This is a genomic window from Actinoallomurus sp. NPDC052308, assembly GCF_040679195.1.
GTDB lineage: Bacteria > Actinomycetota > Actinomycetes > Streptosporangiales > Streptosporangiaceae > Actinoallomurus > Actinoallomurus liliacearum.
Genome location: NZ_JBFAUM010000036.1, coordinates 36307 through 56744 on the forward strand (window position 1 = coordinate 36307; position 20438 = coordinate 56744).

Consider the following 20438-nt stretch of genomic DNA (forward strand, 5'->3'; position numbering starts at 1 on the left):
ATCGCCGGCGGCGCCCGGCGGTCCCCCCGAGCCGAAGCCGGATGACGGTGACGCGACGCCAACGAGCGCGGCCGCGCCGTCCGCCGCCCGGGTGCGCAGAAGGCTCGCCCGGCTCGGCGCCCAGCGTGGTCCAACGATGAATCCCGTACTCGAACCTTTGATCAAAACGCTCCGGAACACCCATCCGAAGGCGGATGTGCGTACCGTCGAGCGCGCCTACGACGTCGCCGCCCACCATCACCGCCACCAGAAGCGCAAGAGCGGTGATCCCTACATCACCCATCCCCTCGCCGTCGCCACCATCCTCGCCGAGCTGGGGATGAACACCGAGACGCTCTGCGCCGCGCTGCTGCACGACACCGTCGAGGACACGAACTACACCCTCGACCAGCTGCGGTCCGACTTCGGCGACGTGATCGCCGCCCTGGTCGACGGAGTCACCAAGCTCGACAAGGTCAAATACGGCGAGGCGGCCGAGGCCGAGACCGTCCGCAAGATGGTCGTGGCGATGTCCCGCGACATCCGGGTGCTGGTCATCAAGCTGTCGGACCGGCTGCACAACATGCGCACCCTGCGCTACCTGCCGCGGCCCAAGCAGGAGCGCAAGGCCCGCGAGACCCTGGAGATCTTCGCGCCGCTCGCCCACCGCCTCGGCATGAACACGCTGAAGTGGGAGCTGGAGGACCTGGCCTTCCAGACGCTCTTTCCGAAGCGGTTCGACGAGATCGCCCGGCTGGTATCCGAGCGGGCCCCCCGGCGCGACGTCTACCTGCAGGACGTGATCGAGAACGTCTCGGCCGACCTGCGCGAGGCCAAGATCAAGGCCACGGTCAAGGGCCGGCCGAAGCACTACTACTCGATCTACCAGAAGATGATCGCCCGCGAGGTCGGCTTCGAGGAGATCTACGACCTCGTCGGCATCCGCGTCCTCGTCGACACCGTCCGCGACTGCTACGCCACACTCGGCACGATCCACGCGCGATGGAACCCGGTCCCCGGCCGGTTCAAGGATTACATCGCGATGCCGAAGTTCAACATGTACCAGTCGCTGCACACGACGGTGATCGGCCCGGAGGGCAAGCCCGTCGAGCTGCAGATCCGTACCCGCGCGATGCACAACCGCGCCGAGTACGGCATCGCGGCGCACTGGAAGTACAAGGAGGAGACGGTCGGCGGCGGGGCGCCCGGCAAGGCGGGGGACATGGCCTGGCTCCGGCAGCTCCTCGACTGGCAGAAGGAGACCACCGACCCGGCGGAGTTCCTCGAGTCGCTGCGCTTCGACCTGTCGGTCTCGGAGGTCTTCGTCTTCACCCCGAAGGGGCAGGTCCTGGCCCTTCCGCAGGGCGCGACCCCGGTGGACTTCGCGTACGCCATCCACACCGAGGTCGGGCACCGTACGATCGGCGCCCGGGTCAACGGCCGGCTCGTGCCGCTGGAGTCGACCCTCGACAACGGCGACACGGTGGAGATCTTCACCTCCAAGTCGCCCGACGCCGGGCCCAGCCGCGACTGGCTGAACTTCGTCAAGAGCGCCCGCGCCCGGAACAAGATCAAGCACTGGTTCTCCAAGGAGCGCCGCGAGACCGCCATCGAGCAGGGCAAGGACGCCCTCGCCCGGGCGATGCGCAAGCAGAACCTCCCGTTGCAGCGCCTGCTGTCCGGCGAGGCGCTGGTGGCGCTGGCGCACGACCTGCGCTACTCCGACGTCTCGGCGCTGTACGCCGCGATCGGCGAGAGCCACATGTCCGCGCAGAGCGTCGTGAGCAAGCTCGTCGACGCCCTGGGCGGGGTGGAGAGCGCCGCCGAGGATCTCGACGAGACCGTCATCCCGTCCAAGAAGCGGCGGTCCAGGCCCGCGGGCGACCCGGGCGTGGTCGTCGCCGGTGACCCGGACGTGTGGGTGCGCCTGTCCCGATGCTGCACGCCGGTGCCGGGCGACGAGATCGTCGGCTTCGTCACCCGGGGCAACGGCGTCTCGGTGCACCGGGAGGACTGCGTCAACGTCGCGAACCTCCGCACCCAGCCCGACCGCATGGTCGACGTCAAGTGGTCGCCGGGGGAGGACTCGGTCTTCCTCGTGGCCATCCAGGTCGAGGCGCTGGACCGCACCCGGCTGCTGTCCGACATCACGCGGGTGCTGTCGGACCAGCACGTCAACATCCTGTCGGCCTCCGTCGCGACCAACCGCGACCGGGTGGCGATCAGCAGGTTCAGCTTCGAGATGGGCGACCCGAAGCACCTGGGCCACGTCCTGAAGGCCGTCCGCAACGTCGACGGCGTCTACGACGTCTACCGCGTCACGAACTGAGGCGAATAACGCAAGCGGCCCGGTCTCCACTGGAGACCGGGCCGCTTGCGTTCAGGTTCTCGGGATCAGGAGAACTCGGCGAGGGTGCGCTCGGCCTCCTCCAGCCACGCGCGGCGCGCCGTCAGGGCCTCCTCGGCGTCCCTGACGTCCTTGTCGCGGCCACCGCTGCGCGCCTTGTCCAGGCGTGCCTCGAGCTGCTGGATGGAGGACCGCAGCTGCGTGACCGTCGCCTCGGCGCGCGCCCGGGCCTCCGGGTTGGTGCGCCGCCACTCCGACTCCTCGGCCGATCGTACGGCCTCCTCCACGCGGCGCAGCCGGCCTTCGAGCTGGTCCCGCGAGTCGCGCGGCACCATCCCGATCGACTCCCAGCGCTCCTGGATCGTGCGCAGCACCTGACGGGCGGAGCGCACGTCCCGGATGGGGAGCAGCCGCTCGGCGTCCTCCAGGACCTTCTCCTTGGCCTCGGCGTTCTGCCGGAACTCGGCGTCGCGCTCGGCGAAGGCGGCGGACCGGGCGGCGAAGAAGACGTCCTGCGCGCCCTTGAACCGCGCCCACAGCTCGTCCTCGACCTCCCGGGAGGCCCGCCCGGCCATCTTCCACCGGCGCATCAGGTCGCGGTAGGCGGCGGCCGTGGGACCCCAGTCGCCCGAGTTGCTCAGCGCCTCGGCCTCGGCGACCAGGCGCTCCTTCTCGTGCCGAGAGCTCTCCCGCTCCTCCTCCAGGTTGGAGAAGTACGCCTTGCGGCGCTTGGTGAAGGCGTTCCGGGCCGTCGACAGGCGCTTCCACAGCGCCGTCTCGGTCGGCCGGTCGACGCGCTCGGCGGCCTTCCACTCCTCCACCAGCTGGCGGAGGCGCTCACCGCCGTTCTTCCAGTGCGTCTCCTCGGCGGCGATCCGCTCGGCCTCGGCGACGATCCGCTCCTTGACCTCGCGGGCGTGGCCGCGGGCCTGGTCGCGGGCGACCTTGAGCTCCTCGCGCCGGCGGCCGAGCAGCCCGGTCAGGGCGTCCAGCCGCCGCGCCAGGCTGTCCAGGTCACCGACCGCGTGCGCCTCGGTCACGGACTCCCGGAGCCGGGCGATGCTGTGCTCGGCCTGCGCGGGGGCCAGATCCGTCGTCTTGATCCGCTGCTCCAGCAGGTCGATCTCGGTGACCAGCGCGTCGTACTTGCGCCGGAAGTACGCGAGGGCCTCTTCGGGCGCGCCGGCCTGCCAGGAACCGACGGTGCGCTCGCCCTCGGCGGTCTTGACGTAGACGGTGCCGTTCTCATCGACACGGCCCCAGGGATCAGCGGTCACCGTGGCCCTCCCGGTCGTGGAGCGTGCCCGCCATGAGCGGCCGGACGACCCGGACGGAGCCGTCTCCGCCTGCCCCGTGCCGGATTCCCCAAGGATCGGTGGCGCTGCACACCGTTGCCTCCTGTTTCAAGGCCCGGGCCGTTCGTCGGGCGCCGGACCCACCGTGACGACCTCGGGAGCCGTACTCCCGCAGGCCACCCTAACCTTCCCCATTACCCCATCTTCGCGACGGTGAGGTGTTTTATTTCAATTTTCTTCTTTGGGGCGGTCATCCCGGACTGCGGGTCGGCGGCGGTCGCTCCGGCCTTGGCGACCGAGTCGACGACGTCCAGCCCCTGCGTGATCTCGCCGAAGACCGTGTAGTCGGCGGGCAGTTTCGCGTCGCCGTACATGATGAAGAACTGGCTGCCGTTGCTGTTCGGCTGGCTGCTGTGCGCCATGGCGATCATGCCGCGCTTGTAGGTCGCCTGTCCCGAGGAGTCGGCCTTGGGGACGTTCTCGTTGCCGAAGCCGTACGCCGGGCCGCCGCTTCCCGTGCCGGTCGGGTCGCCGCACTGCAGCACCTTGATGCCGGTGTCGAGCCGGTGGCACTTGGTGTTGTCGAAGAACTTCTTGGACGCGAGGTACTGGAACGAGTTGACGGTGCAGGAGGCCTTCGTGCCGTCGACCTTGGCGACGATCTTGCCCTGGTCGGTGTCGATCGTCATCTCGTACGTGCCCTTGACCGGCTTCACCGGCGGCGTGCCGACGTTCTTGGCGCCCGGGTCGGACATCGGCTGGTACGCGCACTCGCCGGGCTTCGCCGAGACGGTCGGCGTCGCGCTGGCCGACTTCGACGCGGACGCGGCCGTCGTCGTGGTCTTTTTATCCGACTTGTTCATCGCGAACGCGATGGCACCGCTTCCGCCGGCGATCACTGCCACGGCGGCCACCGTGCCGATGATCTTCATCCTGCGTGCTTGCGCCTGCCGGGCCGCGCGGCGCTGCATCTGGCGCTCGTAGCGCTGCCGGGCCAGCTGCTTCTTGCGGTCTTTACCCGCCACCGGTGTCGCACCTCATTGATTCGCGTCATGAACAGGGAAACGTGTTGCGCATCGTAGCGGTCCTGGCCGGTATTTTCCTGAGTGGCCCACAGAGGCCGGCAAATCGTCCAAGACCGGACGCCCTGCGGCGCTCCCGCGTATGTCGTTCGCGGTCGGCCACGTGCCGCCGGTACGCTCAAGCTGCCGGAAGCAGGCGCCTTAAGAGAGGACGATCGTGCTCATCGCCGGGTTCCCCGCCGGGTCCTTCGCCACGAACTGCTACGTCGTGGCGCCCGCGGCGGGGGAGGAATGCGTGATCATCGACCCTGGCCAGGACGCCGAGTCGGGGGTCGAGGAGCTCCTCCGCGAGCACCGGCTCAAGCCGGTCGCCGTGGTGCTCACGCACGGTCATATCGATCATGTCTGGTCGGTGGCCCCGGTCTGCGGTGCCCGAGACGTCCCCGCGTACATCCATCCCGACGATCGGGACCTGCTGGCCGACCCGGCCAAGGGCTTCCCGCTCGGCGTCGGACAGCAGCTGCTGGGCGGCCTCGCCTTCAGCGAGCCCGACGACGTACGCGAGCTCGCCGACGGCGCGACGCTGACGCTGGCGGGGCTGGAGCTGATCGTCGAGCACGCCCCGGGCCATACGCCCGGGTCGGTGACCTTCCGGCTCGCGGACGAGCAGGTGATCTTCTCGGGTGACCTGCTGTTCGCGGGCTCGATCGGCCGCACCGACCTGCCGGGCGGCGACCACCCGGCCATCCTGGAGAGCCTGGCGCGCGTGTGCCTGCCGCTCCCGGACGAGACCACCGTGCTGCCCGGCCACGGCACGCAGACCACGATCGGCCGCGAACGGGCGACCAATCCGTTCCTCAAGGACGTCGCCCCGATCGACGGCCCGCACAGGGGACTTTGAGAACACCACCATGAGCTCGAACTTCCAGGCCCCCCGAGGGGTCAGCGAGTACTTCCCGCCGCGCTCGGCGACCTTCCTCGCCGCCCGCGACGCCTTCGCCGCGGCCGCCACCCGCGCCGGCTACGCCTACCTCGAACTTCCGGTCTTCGAGGAGACCCGCCTGTTCGCGCGCGGCGTCGGCGAGTCGACCGACGTCGTCAGCAAGGAGATGTACACCTTCGAGGACCGCGGCGGCCGCTCTCTCACGCTACGCCCGGAGTTCACCGTCGGCGTGCTGCGGTCGGTGCTCCAGCACGGGCTCAACAAGGGGGAGCTCCCGGTCAAGGTCTGGGCCGTCGGCCCGGCGTTCCGCTACGAGCGCGCCCAGAAGGGCCGGTACCGCCAGTTCTACCAGGTGGACCTCGAGGCGATCGGCTCCGAGGATCCTGCGGTCGACGTCGAGACGATCGCCCTCGCCTGGGACTTCTACCGCGGCCTCGGCCTCACTCGGCTGTCCCTGCACCTGAACTCCCTGGGCTGCCGGGAGTGCCGTCCGGCGTACCGCGCGGCGCTGCAGGAGTTCCTGCGCCGCCTCGACCTGGACGAGGACACCCGCGCCCGGGTCGAGATCAACCCGCTGCGCGTGCTGGACGACAAGCGGCCCGAGGTGCGCGCCCAGCTCGAGGACGCCCCGCTCGTCACCGACCACCTGTGCGGCGCGTGCAAGGCGCACCACGACCGGGTCCGCGAGCTGCTCGCCGACCTGTCCATCCCGTGGGTCGACGACCCGCGCCTCGTGCGCGGCCTCGACTACTACACCCGCACGACGTACGAGTTCGACCACCCGCTGCTCGGCGCGCAGTCCGGCATCGGCGGCGGCGGCCGGTACGACGGGCTGTCCGAGGACATCGGCGGCCCGCCGCTGCCCGGCATCGGCTTCGGCCTCGGCCTCGACCGTACGGTCCTGGCCATGGAGGCCGAAGAGGTCGCCGCGGTCGCCGAGCGAGGAGTCGACGTGTACGGCGTGCCGCTGGGCGAGGAGGCCGAGCGTAAGATCTTCGGGTTGATCGCCCAGCTGCGCCGCGAAGGTGTCGCCGCCGACATGTCCTACGACGGCAAGAAGCTCAAGGGCGCGATGCGCGGGGCCGGCCGGTCCGGGGCGGCGTACGCCGTGATCCTCGGCGAGCGAGATATCGCCGCCGGGTCCGCGCAGGTCAAGGACCTGGCCAGCGGCGACCAGGTCGCCGTTCCACTCGCCGAGCTCGTGACGACGTTGAAAGAAAGGCTTGCTCAAAGATGATCCGCACACACGAGGCGGGCTCGCTGCGCCGGGACCACGCCGGGCAGCAGGTCGTGCTGGCCGGCTGGGTGGCGCGCCGCCGCGACCACGGGGGCGTCACCTTCATCGACCTGCGCGACGCCTCCGGGATCGCCCAGGTCGTGTTCCGCGAGGAGGACACCGCGCACGACCTGCGCTCGGAGTTCTGCGTCAAGATCACCGGTGAGGTCCGCGTACGCCCCCAGGGCAACGAGAACCCCGAGCTGCCGACCGGCGAGATCGAGGTCGTCGCCTCCGAGATCGAGGTGCTCAGCGAGTCCGCGCCGCTGCCCTTCCCGATCGAGACGGACGCCAACGTCAACGAGGAGGTGCGCCTCAAGCACCGCTACCTCGACATCCGCCGGGAGGCCCTGGCGCGCTCGCTGCGCATCCGCTCGCAGGGCTCCTACATCGTGCACGACGTCCTGCGCGGGCACGGGTTCGTGAACGTCGAGACGCCGACGTTCACGAGCTCCACGCCCGAGGGCGCCCGCGACTTCCTGGTCCCGGTGCGGCTCAAGCCGGGCCACTGGTACGCCCTGCCGCAGTCGCCGCAGCTGTACAAGCAGCTGCTCATGGTGGCGGGCCTGGAGCGCTACTACCAGCTCGCCCGCTGCTACCGCGACGAGGACTTCCGCGCCGACCGGCAGCCGGAGTTCACCCAGATCGACATCGAGATGAGCTTCGTCGAGCAGGAGGACGTCCTCCAGGTCGCCGAGGACCTCGTCGGACGGCTCTGGAAGGAGATCGTCGGCTACGAGATCCCGCGCCCGATCCCGCGGATGACCTACGCCGACGCCCTCAGCCGGTACGGCTCGGACAAGCCGGACCTGCGCTTCGGCAACGAGCTCGTCGACGTGACCGAGTACTTCGCCGGCACGTCGTTCCGCGTGTTCCAGGCGCCGTACGTCGGCGCGGTCGTCATGCCGGGCGGCGCCTCCCAGACCCGCAAGGAGCTGGACGGCTGGCAGGACTGGGCCAAGTCGCGCGGCGCGAAGGGGCTGGCGTACGTCCTCGTGCAGGAGGACGGCACCCTCGGCGGCCCGGTCGCCAAGAACATCTCTGAGGAGGAGCGGTCCGGCCTGGCGGCCAAGGTCGGCGCCAAGCCCGGCGACGCGGTGTTCTTCGGCGCCGGCAAGCCGCACGCCACCCGCGAGCTGCTCGGCGCGGCCCGCCTGGAGATCGGCCGCCGCTGCGGCCTGATCGACGAGTCCGCGTGGGCGTTCACCTGGGTCGTCGACGCGCCCATGTTCGAGGAGACCGACGAGGGCGGCTGGACGTCCGTCCACCACCCCTTCACCTCGCCCAAGCCGGAGTGGGTCGACTCCTTCCAGGACAAGCCGGGTGAGGCGCTCGCCAACGCGTACGACATCGTCTGCAACGGCAACGAGATCGGCGGCGGCTCGATCCGTATCCACCGCGGCGACGTGCAGCAGCGCGTCTTCGAGGCCCTCGGCCTCGACCGCGAGGAGGCCCAGGAGAAGTTCGGCTACCTGCTCGAGGCGTTCAAGTACGGCCCGCCGCCGCACGGCGGCATCGCGTTCGGCTGGGACCGGGTCGTCATGCTGCTGGCCGGCCGCGACACGATCCGCGACGTGATCGCCTTCCCGAAGGCCGCGTCCGGCTTCGACCCGCTGACCGGCGCGCCCACGCCGATCACCGAGGAGCAGCGCAAGGAGGCGGGCATCGACGTCCGCCCGGAGGACGAGAAGCCGGCCGAGCCCAACGAGCCCGGCCACATCGTCCGCCCCTCCACCGAGAAGTACTGAGGGCCTGATCGGCGGGGATCCCGTTCAGGGATCCCCGTCGAGGTCTCAATCCCACCAGAAACTCCACCTCGGCGCGCTGACCAGCCTCTCGGCATACGTGGCGAAGACGATGTAGTCCTGCTCGATGTTGTCCGGGCAGAGGAGATAGTGCTCCAGCGCGAGCCGGTTCGCCTCCTCCGGGCGCGGCGGAGCGGCGACCGACACATGGACGGTGCCTCCGTCGACGGCGATGAGCCGCGTGCCGAAGCGGCCCTCCCACGACCGGATCACCGCCCAGAGCTCCCACAGGTCCACGTGGTTGCTGGATTTGCGGAAGCTGATGGCCAGCAGGGCGTCCGCGCTGCGTTCCACCGGGACGAGAGCGAGATGGAGCGGTTGGCCGTCCTGTGCCAGCTCGGCCACCATGGCGGCGGCATGCTCGCCCACGTCACACGTCGGCGTGGACCCGGCGGCCAGACCCGGCCACACGTCGAACGGCGGGCCGGGATCATCGGGCCAGGGCATCACGTCCTCAGGGACCTCGACCGGGGGAGCGGCGTCCCATTCCGCCTTCTCCCGCAGGTAGCGCTCCCACTCCTCCCGGAAGTAGTCCGTCACGTCGAAGGCCGAGTCGTCCAGGGGCCCTTCGCCCGGATGCCAGACGTCCTCGTAAAAAGCCAGCAACACTGGAAACAGCCCGGTCTCGGTCCGCTGCGCTTCGAGACGTCGCCACCAGTCGGCGGCGTCCTTCAACGGTTCGTCACTGCACCAGAACACGGGGAGATCGCTGTGCTCGTCGGACGAGTAGCAACTGGCTGCGGAGGCAAGGTGCCCTGAGGGCAGGTCCGCGGGCAGACGGGCGAAGGCGTTCGCAAAGGATCTTTCAGTCACGCGGCCGACTGTAGGAACCGCCGCCGACAAGATCGGCCGTGCCGAACACTCGGCAAAGGCGCCGCCGAAGTGGGATGCAAAGGACGGGTACGCGCGTCTGGGCGGCGTTCACCGAGCGTTCGCGCCGAGTGGAGGACTCTGGACGCGCTGGCGACGCTTCAGCGCCGAGCGTCGCCCAGGGCCCGGGAAGCCTGCCCCCGCACGAGGTGCGGGGGCAGGAGAGGAAGAAGCGACCGCTAGGAGCGGTCCTGTTCCTAGCAGTCGGTCTGGCCGCCCTGCGGACGGCGGAGCACGACCTCGTCGTAGCGGCGGCCGGCGCGCTGCTGGCCGGTGGTGCCGTTGGAACCGGTGCCGGTCGTCCCGGAACCGGCCGTCTTGGAGAAGTCGCCCTGCTTGCTGGACATGAGAGCTCCTAGTGGCTCGCGTTGTCCGTGGGATGCCCACGGGTGGTGGCCTGTTACCACCACTGCCATGGACGGTCCATGAGTTCGGCCACCCGGCAAGAAGGTCAGGCGTGGTAGGCGGCGATCGCGGTCTGGACGAATGAGCGGATCAGCGGATTCGTGTCGCTCTCGTTCCATGCCACCACCAGGCGGCTCAGCGGCATGTCGATCAGCGGAACCACGGTGAGCCCCTCTCCCGGTTCGTGGTCCAGAAGAGTCATGCCGACCGTGCCGTTCCAGAGAACCGCTTGCCGGCATTCCTGGACGGCCCGCACCACCGGACCCTCGCGAGGTTCCCCGCCGCTCCAGTACGACTGCCAGAGGGGGTCGGTGCCCTCGGGGAAGAGGAACCAGCGGCGGTCGGTCAGGTCGGCCAGGTTCAGGCTGTCACGGCGGGCCAGCGGATCGTCGGCGCGCAGCAGCGCGCCCACCGGGTCGGCGCGAAGCTCGCGCACGGTCAGACCGGTCTCGTCGAACGGCCCGCGGGTCAGGGCGACGTCGACCACCCCGGCGTGCAGCCCGCAGGTGGGATCGGTCAGGTCGGTCTCGCGGACGCGGACCTCGACGCGCGGGTGCCGCCGGTGGTAGGCGTCGGCCAGCCGTGTCGCGCCCGGGTCCGTGGTGTCACCCAGGATGCCGACGGTGATGGTCGCGGCGCCGGCGGCCGCGGCCACACGTGTGCGTACCCGGTCGGCCTGGACGAGCAGGGCGCGTGCCTCATCGAGCAGCACCGCCCCCACCTGAGTGAGCGTGACACCGGCCGAGGACCGGTCGAACAGCGTGGCGCCGACCTCGGTCTCCAGTTGCTTGATCGCCCGGCTCAGCGGCGGCTGACTCATGTGCAGCCGGGCGGCGGCCCGGCCGAAATGGAGTTCCTCCGCGACCGCGACGAAATAGCGCAGCGTGCGTAGGTCCATGGTGCGACGATACCCGTACGGTATCGAGGCCCTAGAAGGAGTCTTGGACAGTCTCAGCGCCCTGGCGGTGGAATCGGGGCATGACAGATGAAACGAAGCCCGGCGCACCGCTCGCCGAGCCCGCCGTATCGGTGGTCGGTCCGGATGACGGCGAGACGATCTTCCTGGGTACCACGCGACTGCGCGTTCTCGAGGACGGCGGCAACACCGGGCACCGTCTCGGGCTCGCCGAGTCCGTCCTCGCGCCGCACACGCCCGGACCGCCGCAGCACCGTCACGCCCAGCACGACGAGGGTTTCTACATCATCTCCGGCATGGTGCGGTTCACCGTCGGAGAGAAGGACTACGACGCGACCGCGGGCACGCTCGTGATGGTCCCGCCCGGAGCCCCGCACACGTTCGCCAACGTGACCGACCAGCCGGCCGTCATGCTCAGCACTTTCACTCCGGACCTCTACGTGCAGTACTTCCGGGACCTACGGGACATGATCGCCGGTGGCCGGGCGGTGACCCCAGAGGCGACCATCCGAACGATGAGCCGTTACGCCACCGAGCCCGCCACCGACTTCGCCTGAACGCCGGCAGGACGAGCACCGCTCGGCCGCCCGTACGTCAGAACCCATGGATCGGAATCGTGAACGTCGCGTATTGGATCGTCGCCGGCCTGCTCGCTTCCTTCTACCTCTACGGAGGCGGGGTGAAGGTCGTCCGGAGCCGTGAGCGGCTCCGGCCGATGATGGCCTGGGTGGACGGCACCCCGATGCCGGCCGTTCGGGCCATCGGGCTGATCGAAGTGCTCGGCGCGATCGGGCTGATCCTCCCACCGCTGACCGGCATCGCATCCTGGCTCGCCCTCGCCGCGGCCATCGGATTCGTGGTCCTGCAGATCGGCGCGACGAGCGTTCACCTGAGTCGCGGGGACCGCCAGATCGCCCTCAACCTGGCGCTCCTTCTCGCTGCGGCCGTGACCGTCTGGCTGGCGACGGCATGGCGGTGACTTCGGGCAGGGCCGGCTCATGAGGTCCGCGTCGCTCCCGCGAAAATCGGTTGTTCGGGTCACGGTGGGCCGACATCGTGGCGTCTCATGCGGACGTACGAGATCAGGGCCGATCATGACCGCACGTCGATCGTCGTCTACCAGGCGTACCGCCCGGAGATCGGCCGGCCCGCGGTCCAGCGGGGGCGGTTCGGGCCGCCGTTCTCACGGACGCGCATGACCTGGATCAAGCCGTCGTTCCTGTGGCTCATGGCGCGCAGCGACTGGGCGCGCAAGCCGGGTCAGGAGATGATTCTGGCCGTTCGCATCAGCCGGGAGGGCTGGGAGGAGGCGCTGTCGCAGGCGGTGCCGACCCACGCCGACCGGCGCCTCTACCGTGACGGCGCCGAGTGGCGCGCGGCGTTCAAGCACGCCCGGGTCCACGTCCAGTGGGACCCGGAGCGGACGCTGCGCGGGCGGCCCCTCGACGCCCGCAGCATCCAGGTCGGACTCAGCCGGCACGTCATCGATCGGTACGCCGACGAGTGGATCCTGGACATCCAGGACATGACCCCGCTGGCTCGCAAGATCCAGCGGCTGCTTCACGACGGCGCGGCGGCGAAGGCCGGGGCCCTGGTCCCGCGTGAGCGCGTCTATCCCCTCGATCCGGAACTCGCCCGGCGCATCGGCGCGGATGTCTGAGACATCCCATCCCTTGCGCCGGCTCGCCGAATGAGACAACGTCTGAATGACGAACGTCATTAGGCCGATCGTCAATACGAGGTTGCGATGCCCGCCAGCGCGAAGCCCGCCACGTACGATCCGTTCGACGAGGCGTTCCAGATCGATCCGTACCCGGCGTACCGGCACCTGCGCGACCACGATCCGGTGCACCGTCACTCCGACCCGCCGTTCTGGGCGCTGTCCCGCTTCGACGACATCTGGAACGCCGTACGGGACAACGCGCGTTTCTCCTCGGAGCAGGGGCTGACCTTCCATCCGGACGAGATCGGCACCCTCGGCCTCGCGCCGACCATCGTGATGCTCGACCCGCCCCGGCACGGGCAACTGCGCGCATTGATCGGCAAGGGCTTCACGCCGCGTCGCGTCGCCGCGCTGGAGGACCTGATCCGCGGATTCGTGCGGGCGCGCATCGCCGACCTGGAGCGCAGGACGGCCGACGGCGAGCCGGTCGACCTGCACCGGGACTTCTCCTCACCGATCCCGACCTTCGTCCTGGCGCATCTCCTCGGTGTGCCGGAGCGGCACCGCACCCGGTTCGACCCGTGGGTGACCGCGTTGACCGGCCTGCAGGACAGCGGCTTCCGGCTGGAGGAGTCCGCCGCGGTCAGCGCCGTGGCCGAGATGTTCGAGTACTTCTCCGAGGTGATCAGTGCCCGCCGCCGCGACCCCGGCGACGACCTCATCAGCGCGCTCACCGCGGCCGAGGTGGACGGTGAGCGCCTGACCGACTGGGACATCCTCGGGTTCTGCTTCGTGATGGTCGCCGGCGGCAACGACACCACCGGCAATCTCATCTCGCACGGCGTCATGCTGTTGGACGCCCACCACGACCAGCGCGAGCGGCTGGTCGCCGATCCCGCGCTGATCCCGAACGCGTTGCTGGAGTTCCTCCGCCTGGAGGGCTCGGTGCAGGGGCTGGCGCGCACCACGCTGCGCCCGGTGACGCTGCGCGGGGTGGAGATCCCGGCGGGGGAGAAGGTCATGATGCTGTACGGCGCGGCCAACCGCGACGAACGCGAGTTCGGGCCCACCGCCGACCGGCTGGACATCACGCGCGAGATACCCCGGCACCTCGGCTTCTCCAGCGGCGTGCACTTCTGCATCGGCTCCCACCTGGCGCAGTTGCAGGCGCGGGTGGCGTTCGAGGAACTCCTCGCCCGCCAGCCCACGGTCGGGGTCGACCTCGCCGGGGCGCGGCGGTTGCGGTCGGCGTTCACCCGGGGCTGGGCCGGCCTGCCGGCCACGGGGATATGCGTACGCGGACGGGACCACTGACCACCGAACGTCATTCGGAAATTCTAGGCCTTTCCTGTAGGGTTGATCGACAATCTCATGGAGAGGGCCCTCTCGTGCGCTTCCCGCTGACCTCTCGCACGGCGACGCTCCTGGCCACCGGCGTCCTCGCCGCCTCCGCCTTCGCCGCCCCGGCCGTCGCCTCGTCCGTGCCTCTTCCCCCGCACAACCCGTACGCGGGCCCGGACGGCACCGCCACCATGCACGCCGACACCGGCTCCTCGGACGCCACCACGCTGTCCGGCCCCGGCCCGGGGACGCTGAAGTCCCATCTGGCGGAGCTGGCCTCGGCCTGCCCGACCGTCCTGGTCGGCTACGACGGCCGCCCCGTCGCGCTGTGCACGACGATCCTGGGCCAGACCCCCACCGTGCATCTGCTCGACCCGGCGAGCGGCGACTCGATCGCCGAACTGGCCCTGGCCAAGGGATCCTCCGTGCTCGGCGGCGTCTACGCCTACCTGGACGACAAGGACCGCCTCGTCCTCGTGGACGGCGACCACGACCTGGTACGGATCGGGCACCACCAGGCGGCCGACGGCTCCTGGCGGCTTCAGGTCGACGGCTCGCTGTCGCTCGCCGGCGCCATCGCGGACGACGACTCGGTGATCGGCGTCTCACCGGACTGGCAGGGCCGCGTCTGGTTCGCCACCGCGAACGGCGTGGTCGGCACCGCCGACGACAGGACGGGCGTGGTCCGGACCCTCTCCCTCCCGGCCGGCGAGACGGTCGCGAACAGCATCTCCACCGCTCCCGTCGGCACCGCCGTCACCTCGACGCACGCCACGTACCTCCTCACCGCCGACGCGGACGGCACTCCGCGCATCCGCTGGCGGCGGGCGTACGACCGTGGCCCCGGCCGCAAGCCGGGCCAGCTGAGCTGGGGCAGCGGGTCGACCCCGACCTTCTTCGGCCCGGCCGACGGCACCGACTACCTGACGATCGTCGACAACGCCGCGCCCACCGTGAACCTGCTGGTCTACCGGGCCGCGACCGGAGAGCCGGTCTGCCAGGTGCCGGTGCTCAAGGCCGGCGGCAGCGGCAGTGAGAACTCACCGATCGGCGCGGGCGACTCGGTGTACGTCGCGAGCACGTACGGCTACCCGTATCCGACCCAGCCGTCCGACGCCACGGTGCCCGCCACCGCCGACTTCGTGGGCGGCCTGTCCCGGGTCGATGTTCGCCCCGACGGATCCGGCTGCGCGCTGCGCTGGGACAACAGGGTCCGGTCCGCCGCCGTGCCCCGGCTGTCCCTCGGCGACGGGCTGATCCACACGGTCCTGCGCGAACCGGCGATCCCCGGAACGACCGCCACCTCGATCCTCGACCCGTACTACTACGCCGAGATCGACCCCGGCACCGGCTCCGTCGTGCGCAGGAAACTCCTCGGCGTCGGCGCCGTGTACGACACGCTCCAGATGGTGGGCGGCATCGCTCCCGGTCGCGTGACCTACCAGGGCACCGTCACCGGCATCGTGCGCGTCTCGAACTAGAGCGCCGGGCGCGGGAACCACGGCGCGGCGGTCCGCCCGCCACTGTACCTACTAGTATGTACATGCGGCTCGTGGTGGGAGCCGACTGGTCCGAAATCAAGGAGGAAGCCGAGATGCCGCTCGTACGTATCGACGCGCTGGGGACCGACAAGGAGCGGCTCGACGCGCTCGGCCGGGCCGTGCACGAGGCCCTGGGCGAGACGATGGGCTTCCCGCCCGACGACCGGTTCCAGGTCCTGACCGGGCACGACGGCACGAGCAGCACGCTGCGCTACGACGACTACCTCGGCGTGCACCGGGACGACGGGATCGTCTACGTCGCGATCACCATGCGGTCCGGGCGTCCGCCCGAGCGGAAGCGGGCGCTCTACCGGCGGATCGCCGAGCTCGCCCACGAGTACGCCGGGACCGAGCCGCGGAACGTCTTCATCACCCTGACGGAGAACGAGTCGATCGACTGGTCGTTCGGCGACGGCCTGGCGCAGTACGCCCCGGGGGACTAAGCGGGGAGGCGGCCGCTGGTGCGGGCCTCGTCGTCGAAGCCCAGCCGGTCGTACAGCCGCATGGCCGCCGTGTTGCCCTCGTAGACGCCCAGGCCGACCCCGTCACAGCCCTCTTCGAACAGCCGCCGCATCGCCCAGACCGTGATCGACGCGCCCAGCGCCCGGCGGCGGGCGTCCGGGTGGACCGCGATCGCCGCGACCTGGCCGACCTCCGTGGCGGACGTGGTGTCGGCCAGGCAGGCCAGGAGTCCGTCGGGCTCGCCCCGTACGGCCGCCCAGCGGCGCGCCCTGCCGTCACCGGGCCAGACCGACCAGTCCGAGGTCGTGAGCTTCAGCAGGTCCGTGATCGCGGCACCGTCGTCGTACCAGTCGACGAGATCCTCCGCGGGCTGGACCGGCGGCACCTCGTACGCGACCCGATACCGCCAGTCGCTCGGGTCGGCGAGCGGCAGCGGCGTGCCGCGCGGCACGTTGACGTGCACGTCCGCGGGGAGTTCGCCGCGTAGCCCGGTCAGCAGGCCGGCCACCGCCGCGGGCGTGCCGAGCCCCACGACCCGCTTGATCGTCGTGCGGTCGCGGTTCAGGTCCAGGAAGGCGACCGCGCCGTCGGCGCGCCAGGCCGTGCCGCGTCGCGCGGGGTGCACGCTCCGGATCAGGGGGTGGCCTCCGGTGATCGCCAGGAGGTCGTCGATCGAGGAGGGGGTCACGCCGCACAGGCTAACGCCGCCCTCGGCCGGCCTGATCACGACCCCATCGCCGAGGCCTGGCCGGTCTCGGCGCCGTGGGTGTTCTGTCAGTGCTCCCGCACCAAGGCGTGATCCTTCCCATGTCACAGGCGGCCGGGCTGCCTCGTCTCGGGGAGCGAGGACAGGGGCTCTCGCCGGGTGGCGCGCCATTCACCCGAGACGTCCTTCGCACCGGAACAGAGCGAGGAAATCGGACATGATCAGAATCGGCATCATCATCGGCAGCACCCGCCCCGGCCGCAACGGCGACCAGGTGGCCCGATGGGTGCGGGACCTGGCGGCCGGACACGCGGGCGACACCGCGGAGGTCGAGCTCGTGGACCGGGCCGACTACGCGCTGCCCCTGCTCGACGAAGCCGTCCCACCGGCCCAGACGCCGGGCCGGCAGCCGCACACCCGGCGATGGGCGGAGCGGATCGGTTCGTACGACGCCTACGTCATCGTCACCCCCGAGTACAACACCGCTCCGCCCGCCTTGACCAACGCCATCGATTACCTCCATCAGGAGTGGGGCGGCAAGCCGGTCGCCTACGTCGGTTACGGCATCTTCGGCGCGGTCATGGCGGTGCAGAAGCTGCGCGCACAGGCGGGCGTGCTGCGGATGGCCGACATCGGGCCGCAGGTGGCGCTGTCGCTGCACGAGGACTTCGTGAATTTCGCCGACTTCCGGCCACGGGAACTGCACACGGCGCAGGTGCGCGGACTGGTCGACGAGTTGCTGGCGTGGGCGCAGGCACTGGGCCCGTTGCGCGCGGCGTCCCAGGCCGTCTACGAGCAGGCGTAGCAGCCGAGAAAGGACAGTCGTCATGCGTATCACGGTCTTCGGAGCCAATGGGCCCACCGGTCGCCTGCTCACCGGCCAGGCACTCGCCGCCGGACACGAGGTCGCCGCGGTCACCCGGCGGCCCGACTCGTTCCCGCTGAACCACGATCGGCTCCAGGTGGTCGGTGCCGACGCGCTCGATCCGGCGGCCGTCGACGCCGCCGTGGCGGGGCGGGACGCGGTGCTGTCGACGCTCGGGGTGCCCGCCGGGAAGGAGCCGATCAGCACCTACTCACGCGGGGCGGCCAATATCGTCACCGCGATGGAACGGCATCAGGTGCGCCGGCTCGCCGTGGTCAGCTCCACCGGGGTCGACCCGCACCCGTACTCCGATGGCGGGTTCCTGTTCAACCGAGTGCTTCTTCCTTACGTGACGAAGGTGCTGGGGAAGACGATGTACGACGACATGCGCCGGATGGAGACGCTGGTCCGGGCCAGCGATCTGGACTGGACGATCGTGCGTCCCAGCGCGCTCTACCACTCGCCGTCGGTCACCGGCTACACCGTTGTCGAGGGCCAGGCCGACGGCAGGTTCACCGCCCGTGCGGACCTGGCCGCGAGCATGCTGGCCCTGCTGGACGACGACCGCCACCTCCGCGCCACAGTCAGCGTCATCACCACCGCCGACAACCCCACCCTGCTCCAGTGGATCCGCCGCGAGGCGCTCGCCAAGAAGTGAGAGGCGCGGGCCGACGTGTCCAGGGGCGGGGGCCGCGCGGAACTCACCGGGTGACGCCGTCCTCGACCGACCCGATCATGACCCCGGTTCCGGTGAATCCGGGGACGTACGGGACCCTCATGTCGATCAACGGGGGAGATCCGCCGTTTTGCGGGTAGTCCCCGGACGGCGAAAGGGCGGGGCATGGGGATGGACACCGCGGGACCCAGGGCGGCGGCGTGGCATCGCTCACGGCTCGTATCGGGGCTGGGGCAGGCCGCACTGATCGTCCTCCTGTTCTACGCGTACCGGATCGGCCGCCGCCTCGCGGAGGCCGGTCCGGCCGACGCCATGCGGCACGCGCGGTCGGTCTGGCGCGCCGAGCGCCTGCTCCACCTGCCGAACGAGGCGTCGCTGCAGCACGCGGCGCTGCACTGGGACGGATGGGTGCGGGTGGCCGACGTCTACTACGTCACCGTGCACTTCCCGGCGACGGCGGTGTTCCTCGCGTGGGTCTGGTGGCGGCACCGGGAAGGCTGGCCGCGGGTACGGGCCGCCATCATCCTGTCGACGGCGCTGGCCCTGGCCGGTCACTTCCTCTACCCCCTCGCACCGCCACGCCTGCTGCCCGGCACCGGGCTCGTGGACCTGATGAACGTCTACGGACCGTCGGCGTACGCCGAGGCGCCCGGCCACGGCGCGTCGAACCAGTTCGCCGCCATGCCGTCGCTGCACGTCGGCTGGGCGATCCTCGTCGCCTGGGGGATCATCCGGTACGGCGCCGGCCGGGCGCGCTGGGCGGCGGTGGCCTACCCGGTCGCGACGACCTCCGTGGTCGTCCTCACCGCCAACCACTACTGGCTCGACGGTGTGGCCGGGGCCATTGTGGTGATCGTCTCCGTCGCGCTGAGCGGCGTCGGCGAACGGATAGTGTCGAGGCGTGGTGCGCAGGGAATCTGAACAGGCCGACAGCCTCTTCGACACGCCGGCGGAGGAGGCGCAGCAGGCGAACGCGCCGCTGGCGGTCCGGATGCGCCCGCGCGGCCTCGACGAGGTCGTCGGCCAGGAGCATCTCCTCGGTCCCGGCACCCCCCTGCGCCAGCTCGTCGAGCGGGACGTCGCCATGTCCCTGGTGCTGTGGGGGCCGCCCGGCACCGGCAAGACCACCCTCGCGTACGTCGTCAGCCAGGCGACCGAACGCCGGTTCGTGGAGATCTCCGCGGTCTCCGACGGCGTCAAGCAGGTCCGCGCCGCCATCGACGTGGCCAAGCGGGAGCTGGGCATGGGCGGCCGGCAGACCGTGCTGTTCGTCGACGAGGTGCACCGGTTCAACAAGGCTCAGCAGGACGCCCTGCTGCCCGCCGTCGAGAACCGCTGGGTGTCCTTCATCGGCGCGACCACCGAGAACCCCTTCTTCTCCGTCATCAGCCCGCTGCTGTCCCGCTCCCTGCTGCTGACGCTCCAGCCGCTCGGCGACGACCAGCTTCGCGAGGTGATCCGCCGGGCTCTGACCGACGAGCGTGGCCTCGGCGGCGCGGCGGAGCTCGCCAAGCCCGCCGAGGACCACCTGGTACGCCTGGCGGGCGGCGACGCGCGCCGGGCGCTGACGTACCTGGAGGCCGCGTCGTACGTCGCCCCGAACGGCGCGCCGATCGACGTCGACGTCCTGGAGAAGGCCGTCGACCGGGCGGCGGTCCGCTACGACCGCGAGGGCGACCAGCACTACGACGTGATCAGCGCCTTCATCAAGAGCATCCGCGGGTCCGACGTCGACGCGGCGCTGCACTACCTCGCCCGCATGATCGAGGCCGGCGAGGATCCCCGTTTCATCGCCCGGCGGCTGATCGTGCACGCCAGCGAGGACATCGGCATGGCCGACCCCACGGCCCTGCAGACCGCGACGGCCGCCGCGCACGCCGTCGAGTTCGTCGGCCTGCCGGAGGCCCGCATCAACCTCGCCCAGGCGGTGATCCATCTGTCCCTGGCGCCCAAGTCCAACGCGGTGATCCGGGCGATCAACGACGCCGGCGGCGACGTGCGGCGCGGGCTCGTCGGCCCGGTGCCGCCGCACCTGCGGGACGCCCACTACAAGGGCGCGGACAAGCTCGACCACGGGAAGGGCTACCGCTACGCCCACGACTTCCCCGGCGGGGTGGTCGAACAGCAGTACGCCCCGGACGCGGTGGCCGGGCGGGAGTACTACCATCCGACCAGGCACGGCATGGAGGCGCGCTTCTCCGACGTGGTCGAGCGGCTCCGCGCCGTTCTCCGCGGCAGGCGCGCCGACTGAGATCAGTGCCGTCGGCCGGTCCGGCAAGGTCGTCCGAGCGCGTTTTCGCAAGCCCGGGACGGTAAGGTCGGTCCG

The 20438-nt window shown here is 70.6% G+C and carries 20 protein-coding genes; 14 read left to right on the forward strand and 6 right to left on the reverse strand.

The genetic code is table 11. The features are described from left to right. The first annotated feature begins 136 nt into the window (after positions 1-136). Positions 137-2308 (forward strand): bifunctional (p)ppGpp synthetase/guanosine-3',5'-bis(diphosphate) 3'-pyrophosphohydrolase, encoded by a 2172-nt coding sequence (locus AB0L00_RS41265; RefSeq protein ID WP_364443138.1) that lies wholly within the window; start codon positions 137-139, stop codon positions 2306-2308. 65 nt (positions 2309-2373) lie between these two features. Here the strand turns inward: AB0L00_RS41265 and AB0L00_RS41270 are convergent, their stop codons facing one another. Continuing rightward, entirely contained in the window at positions 2374-3603 is a 1230-nt protein-coding gene (locus tag AB0L00_RS41270) for a DUF349 domain-containing protein (RefSeq protein WP_364443139.1), read from the reverse strand. A 212-nt stretch (positions 3604-3815) separates the two neighbouring features. Then, positions 3816-4646: a peptidylprolyl isomerase gene (locus AB0L00_RS41275; RefSeq protein WP_364443140.1), complete on the reverse strand. Its 831-nt coding sequence runs from the start codon at positions 4644-4646 to the stop codon at positions 3816-3818. 214 nt (positions 4647-4860) lie between these two features. On the opposite strand from AB0L00_RS41275, the gene AB0L00_RS41280 reads away from it, so the two are divergent. Genes AB0L00_RS41280 through aspS form a run of 3 tightly spaced genes read left to right on the forward strand, consistent with a single transcriptional unit; the run spans position 4861 to position 8610 of the window. Next, the gene (locus AB0L00_RS41280; protein WP_364443142.1) at positions 4861-5544 is read left to right on the forward strand and encodes an MBL fold metallo-hydrolase; all 684 of its coding nucleotides are present in this window, start codon (positions 4861-4863) and stop codon (positions 5542-5544) included. A gap of 10 nt (positions 5545-5554) precedes the next feature. Then, complete coding sequence (gene hisS / locus AB0L00_RS41285) at positions 5555-6823, forward strand: histidine--tRNA ligase (RefSeq protein ID WP_345356362.1); 1269 nt, start codon at positions 5555-5557, stop codon at positions 6821-6823. Then, positions 6820-8610, forward strand: coding sequence for an aspartate--tRNA ligase (gene aspS, locus AB0L00_RS41290; protein WP_364443143.1), 1791 nt, complete (start codon positions 6820-6822; stop codon positions 8608-8610). The genes hisS and aspS overlap by 4 nt, the downstream gene beginning before the upstream one ends. 45 nt (positions 8611-8655) lie before the next feature. Here the strand turns inward: aspS and AB0L00_RS41295 are convergent, their stop codons facing one another. The 3 genes from AB0L00_RS41295 to AB0L00_RS41305 form a co-directional block, all read right to left on the reverse strand. Then, positions 8656-9480, reverse strand: coding sequence for a DUF4253 domain-containing protein (locus AB0L00_RS41295; protein ID WP_364443144.1), 825 nt, complete (start codon positions 9478-9480; stop codon positions 8656-8658). 254 nt (positions 9481-9734) lie between these two features. Next, positions 9735-9884: a hypothetical protein gene (locus AB0L00_RS41300; RefSeq protein ID WP_364443146.1), complete on the reverse strand. Its 150-nt coding sequence runs from the start codon at positions 9882-9884 to the stop codon at positions 9735-9737. Between the two features lie 104 nt (positions 9885-9988). Next, positions 9989-10840, reverse strand: a complete 852-nt coding sequence (locus AB0L00_RS41305) for a LysR substrate-binding domain-containing protein (protein WP_364443148.1) — start codon at positions 10838-10840, stop codon at positions 9989-9991. Positions 10841-10920: 80 nt separating this feature from the next. Between AB0L00_RS41305 and AB0L00_RS41310 the strand changes: the two genes are divergently transcribed. From AB0L00_RS41310 to AB0L00_RS41335, 6 genes are all read left to right on the forward strand, one after another. After that, entirely contained in the window at positions 10921-11415 is a 495-nt protein-coding gene (locus AB0L00_RS41310) for a cupin domain-containing protein (protein WP_364443150.1), read from the forward strand. Positions 11416-11474: 59 nt separating this feature from the next. Further along, positions 11475-11837 (forward strand): DoxX family protein, encoded by a 363-nt coding sequence (locus AB0L00_RS41315; RefSeq protein WP_364443151.1) that lies wholly within the window; start codon positions 11475-11477, stop codon positions 11835-11837. Positions 11838-11924: 87 nt separating this feature from the next. Further along, complete coding sequence (locus AB0L00_RS41320; protein ID WP_364443152.1) at positions 11925-12518, forward strand: DUF4291 domain-containing protein; 594 nt, start codon at positions 11925-11927, stop codon at positions 12516-12518. Between the two features lie 87 nt (positions 12519-12605). Further along, positions 12606-13835, forward strand: a complete 1230-nt coding sequence (locus AB0L00_RS41325) for a cytochrome P450 (RefSeq protein WP_364443153.1) — start codon at positions 12606-12608, stop codon at positions 13833-13835. Between the two features lie 74 nt (positions 13836-13909). Then, positions 13910-15343, forward strand: coding sequence for a hypothetical protein (locus AB0L00_RS41330; RefSeq protein WP_364443154.1), 1434 nt, complete (start codon positions 13910-13912; stop codon positions 15341-15343). 113 nt (positions 15344-15456) lie between these two features. Then, entirely contained in the window at positions 15457-15846 is a 390-nt protein-coding gene (locus AB0L00_RS41335; RefSeq protein WP_345356339.1) for a tautomerase family protein, read from the forward strand. On the opposite strand, the gene AB0L00_RS41340 is transcribed toward AB0L00_RS41335, so the two are convergent. Beyond that, positions 15843-16553 (reverse strand): N-acetyltransferase, encoded by a 711-nt coding sequence (locus tag AB0L00_RS41340; protein ID WP_364443155.1) that lies wholly within the window; start codon positions 16551-16553, stop codon positions 15843-15845. The genes AB0L00_RS41335 and AB0L00_RS41340 overlap by 4 nt on opposite strands. A 235-nt stretch (positions 16554-16788) precedes the next feature. Between AB0L00_RS41340 and AB0L00_RS41345 the strand changes: the two genes are divergently transcribed. The 4 genes from AB0L00_RS41345 (at position 16789) to AB0L00_RS41360 (ending at position 20363) form a co-directional block, all read left to right on the forward strand. Beyond that, positions 16789-17376 (forward strand): NAD(P)H-dependent oxidoreductase, encoded by a 588-nt coding sequence (locus AB0L00_RS41345; RefSeq protein ID WP_364443157.1) that lies wholly within the window; start codon positions 16789-16791, stop codon positions 17374-17376. Positions 17377-17398: 22 nt separating this feature from the next. Further along, a complete protein-coding gene (locus tag AB0L00_RS41350; RefSeq protein WP_364443159.1) occupies positions 17399-18094 on the forward strand; it encodes an NAD(P)H-binding protein in 696 nt (231 codons plus the stop codon). Between the two features lie 183 nt (positions 18095-18277). After that, a complete protein-coding gene (locus AB0L00_RS41355; protein WP_364443160.1) occupies positions 18278-19033 on the forward strand; it encodes a phosphatase PAP2 family protein in 756 nt (251 codons plus the stop codon). Positions 19034-19103: 70 nt separating this feature from the next. Continuing rightward, positions 19104-20363: a replication-associated recombination protein A gene (locus AB0L00_RS41360; protein WP_364443174.1), complete on the forward strand. Its 1260-nt coding sequence runs from the start codon at positions 19104-19106 to the stop codon at positions 20361-20363. Positions 20364-20438 lie beyond the last annotated feature (75 nt).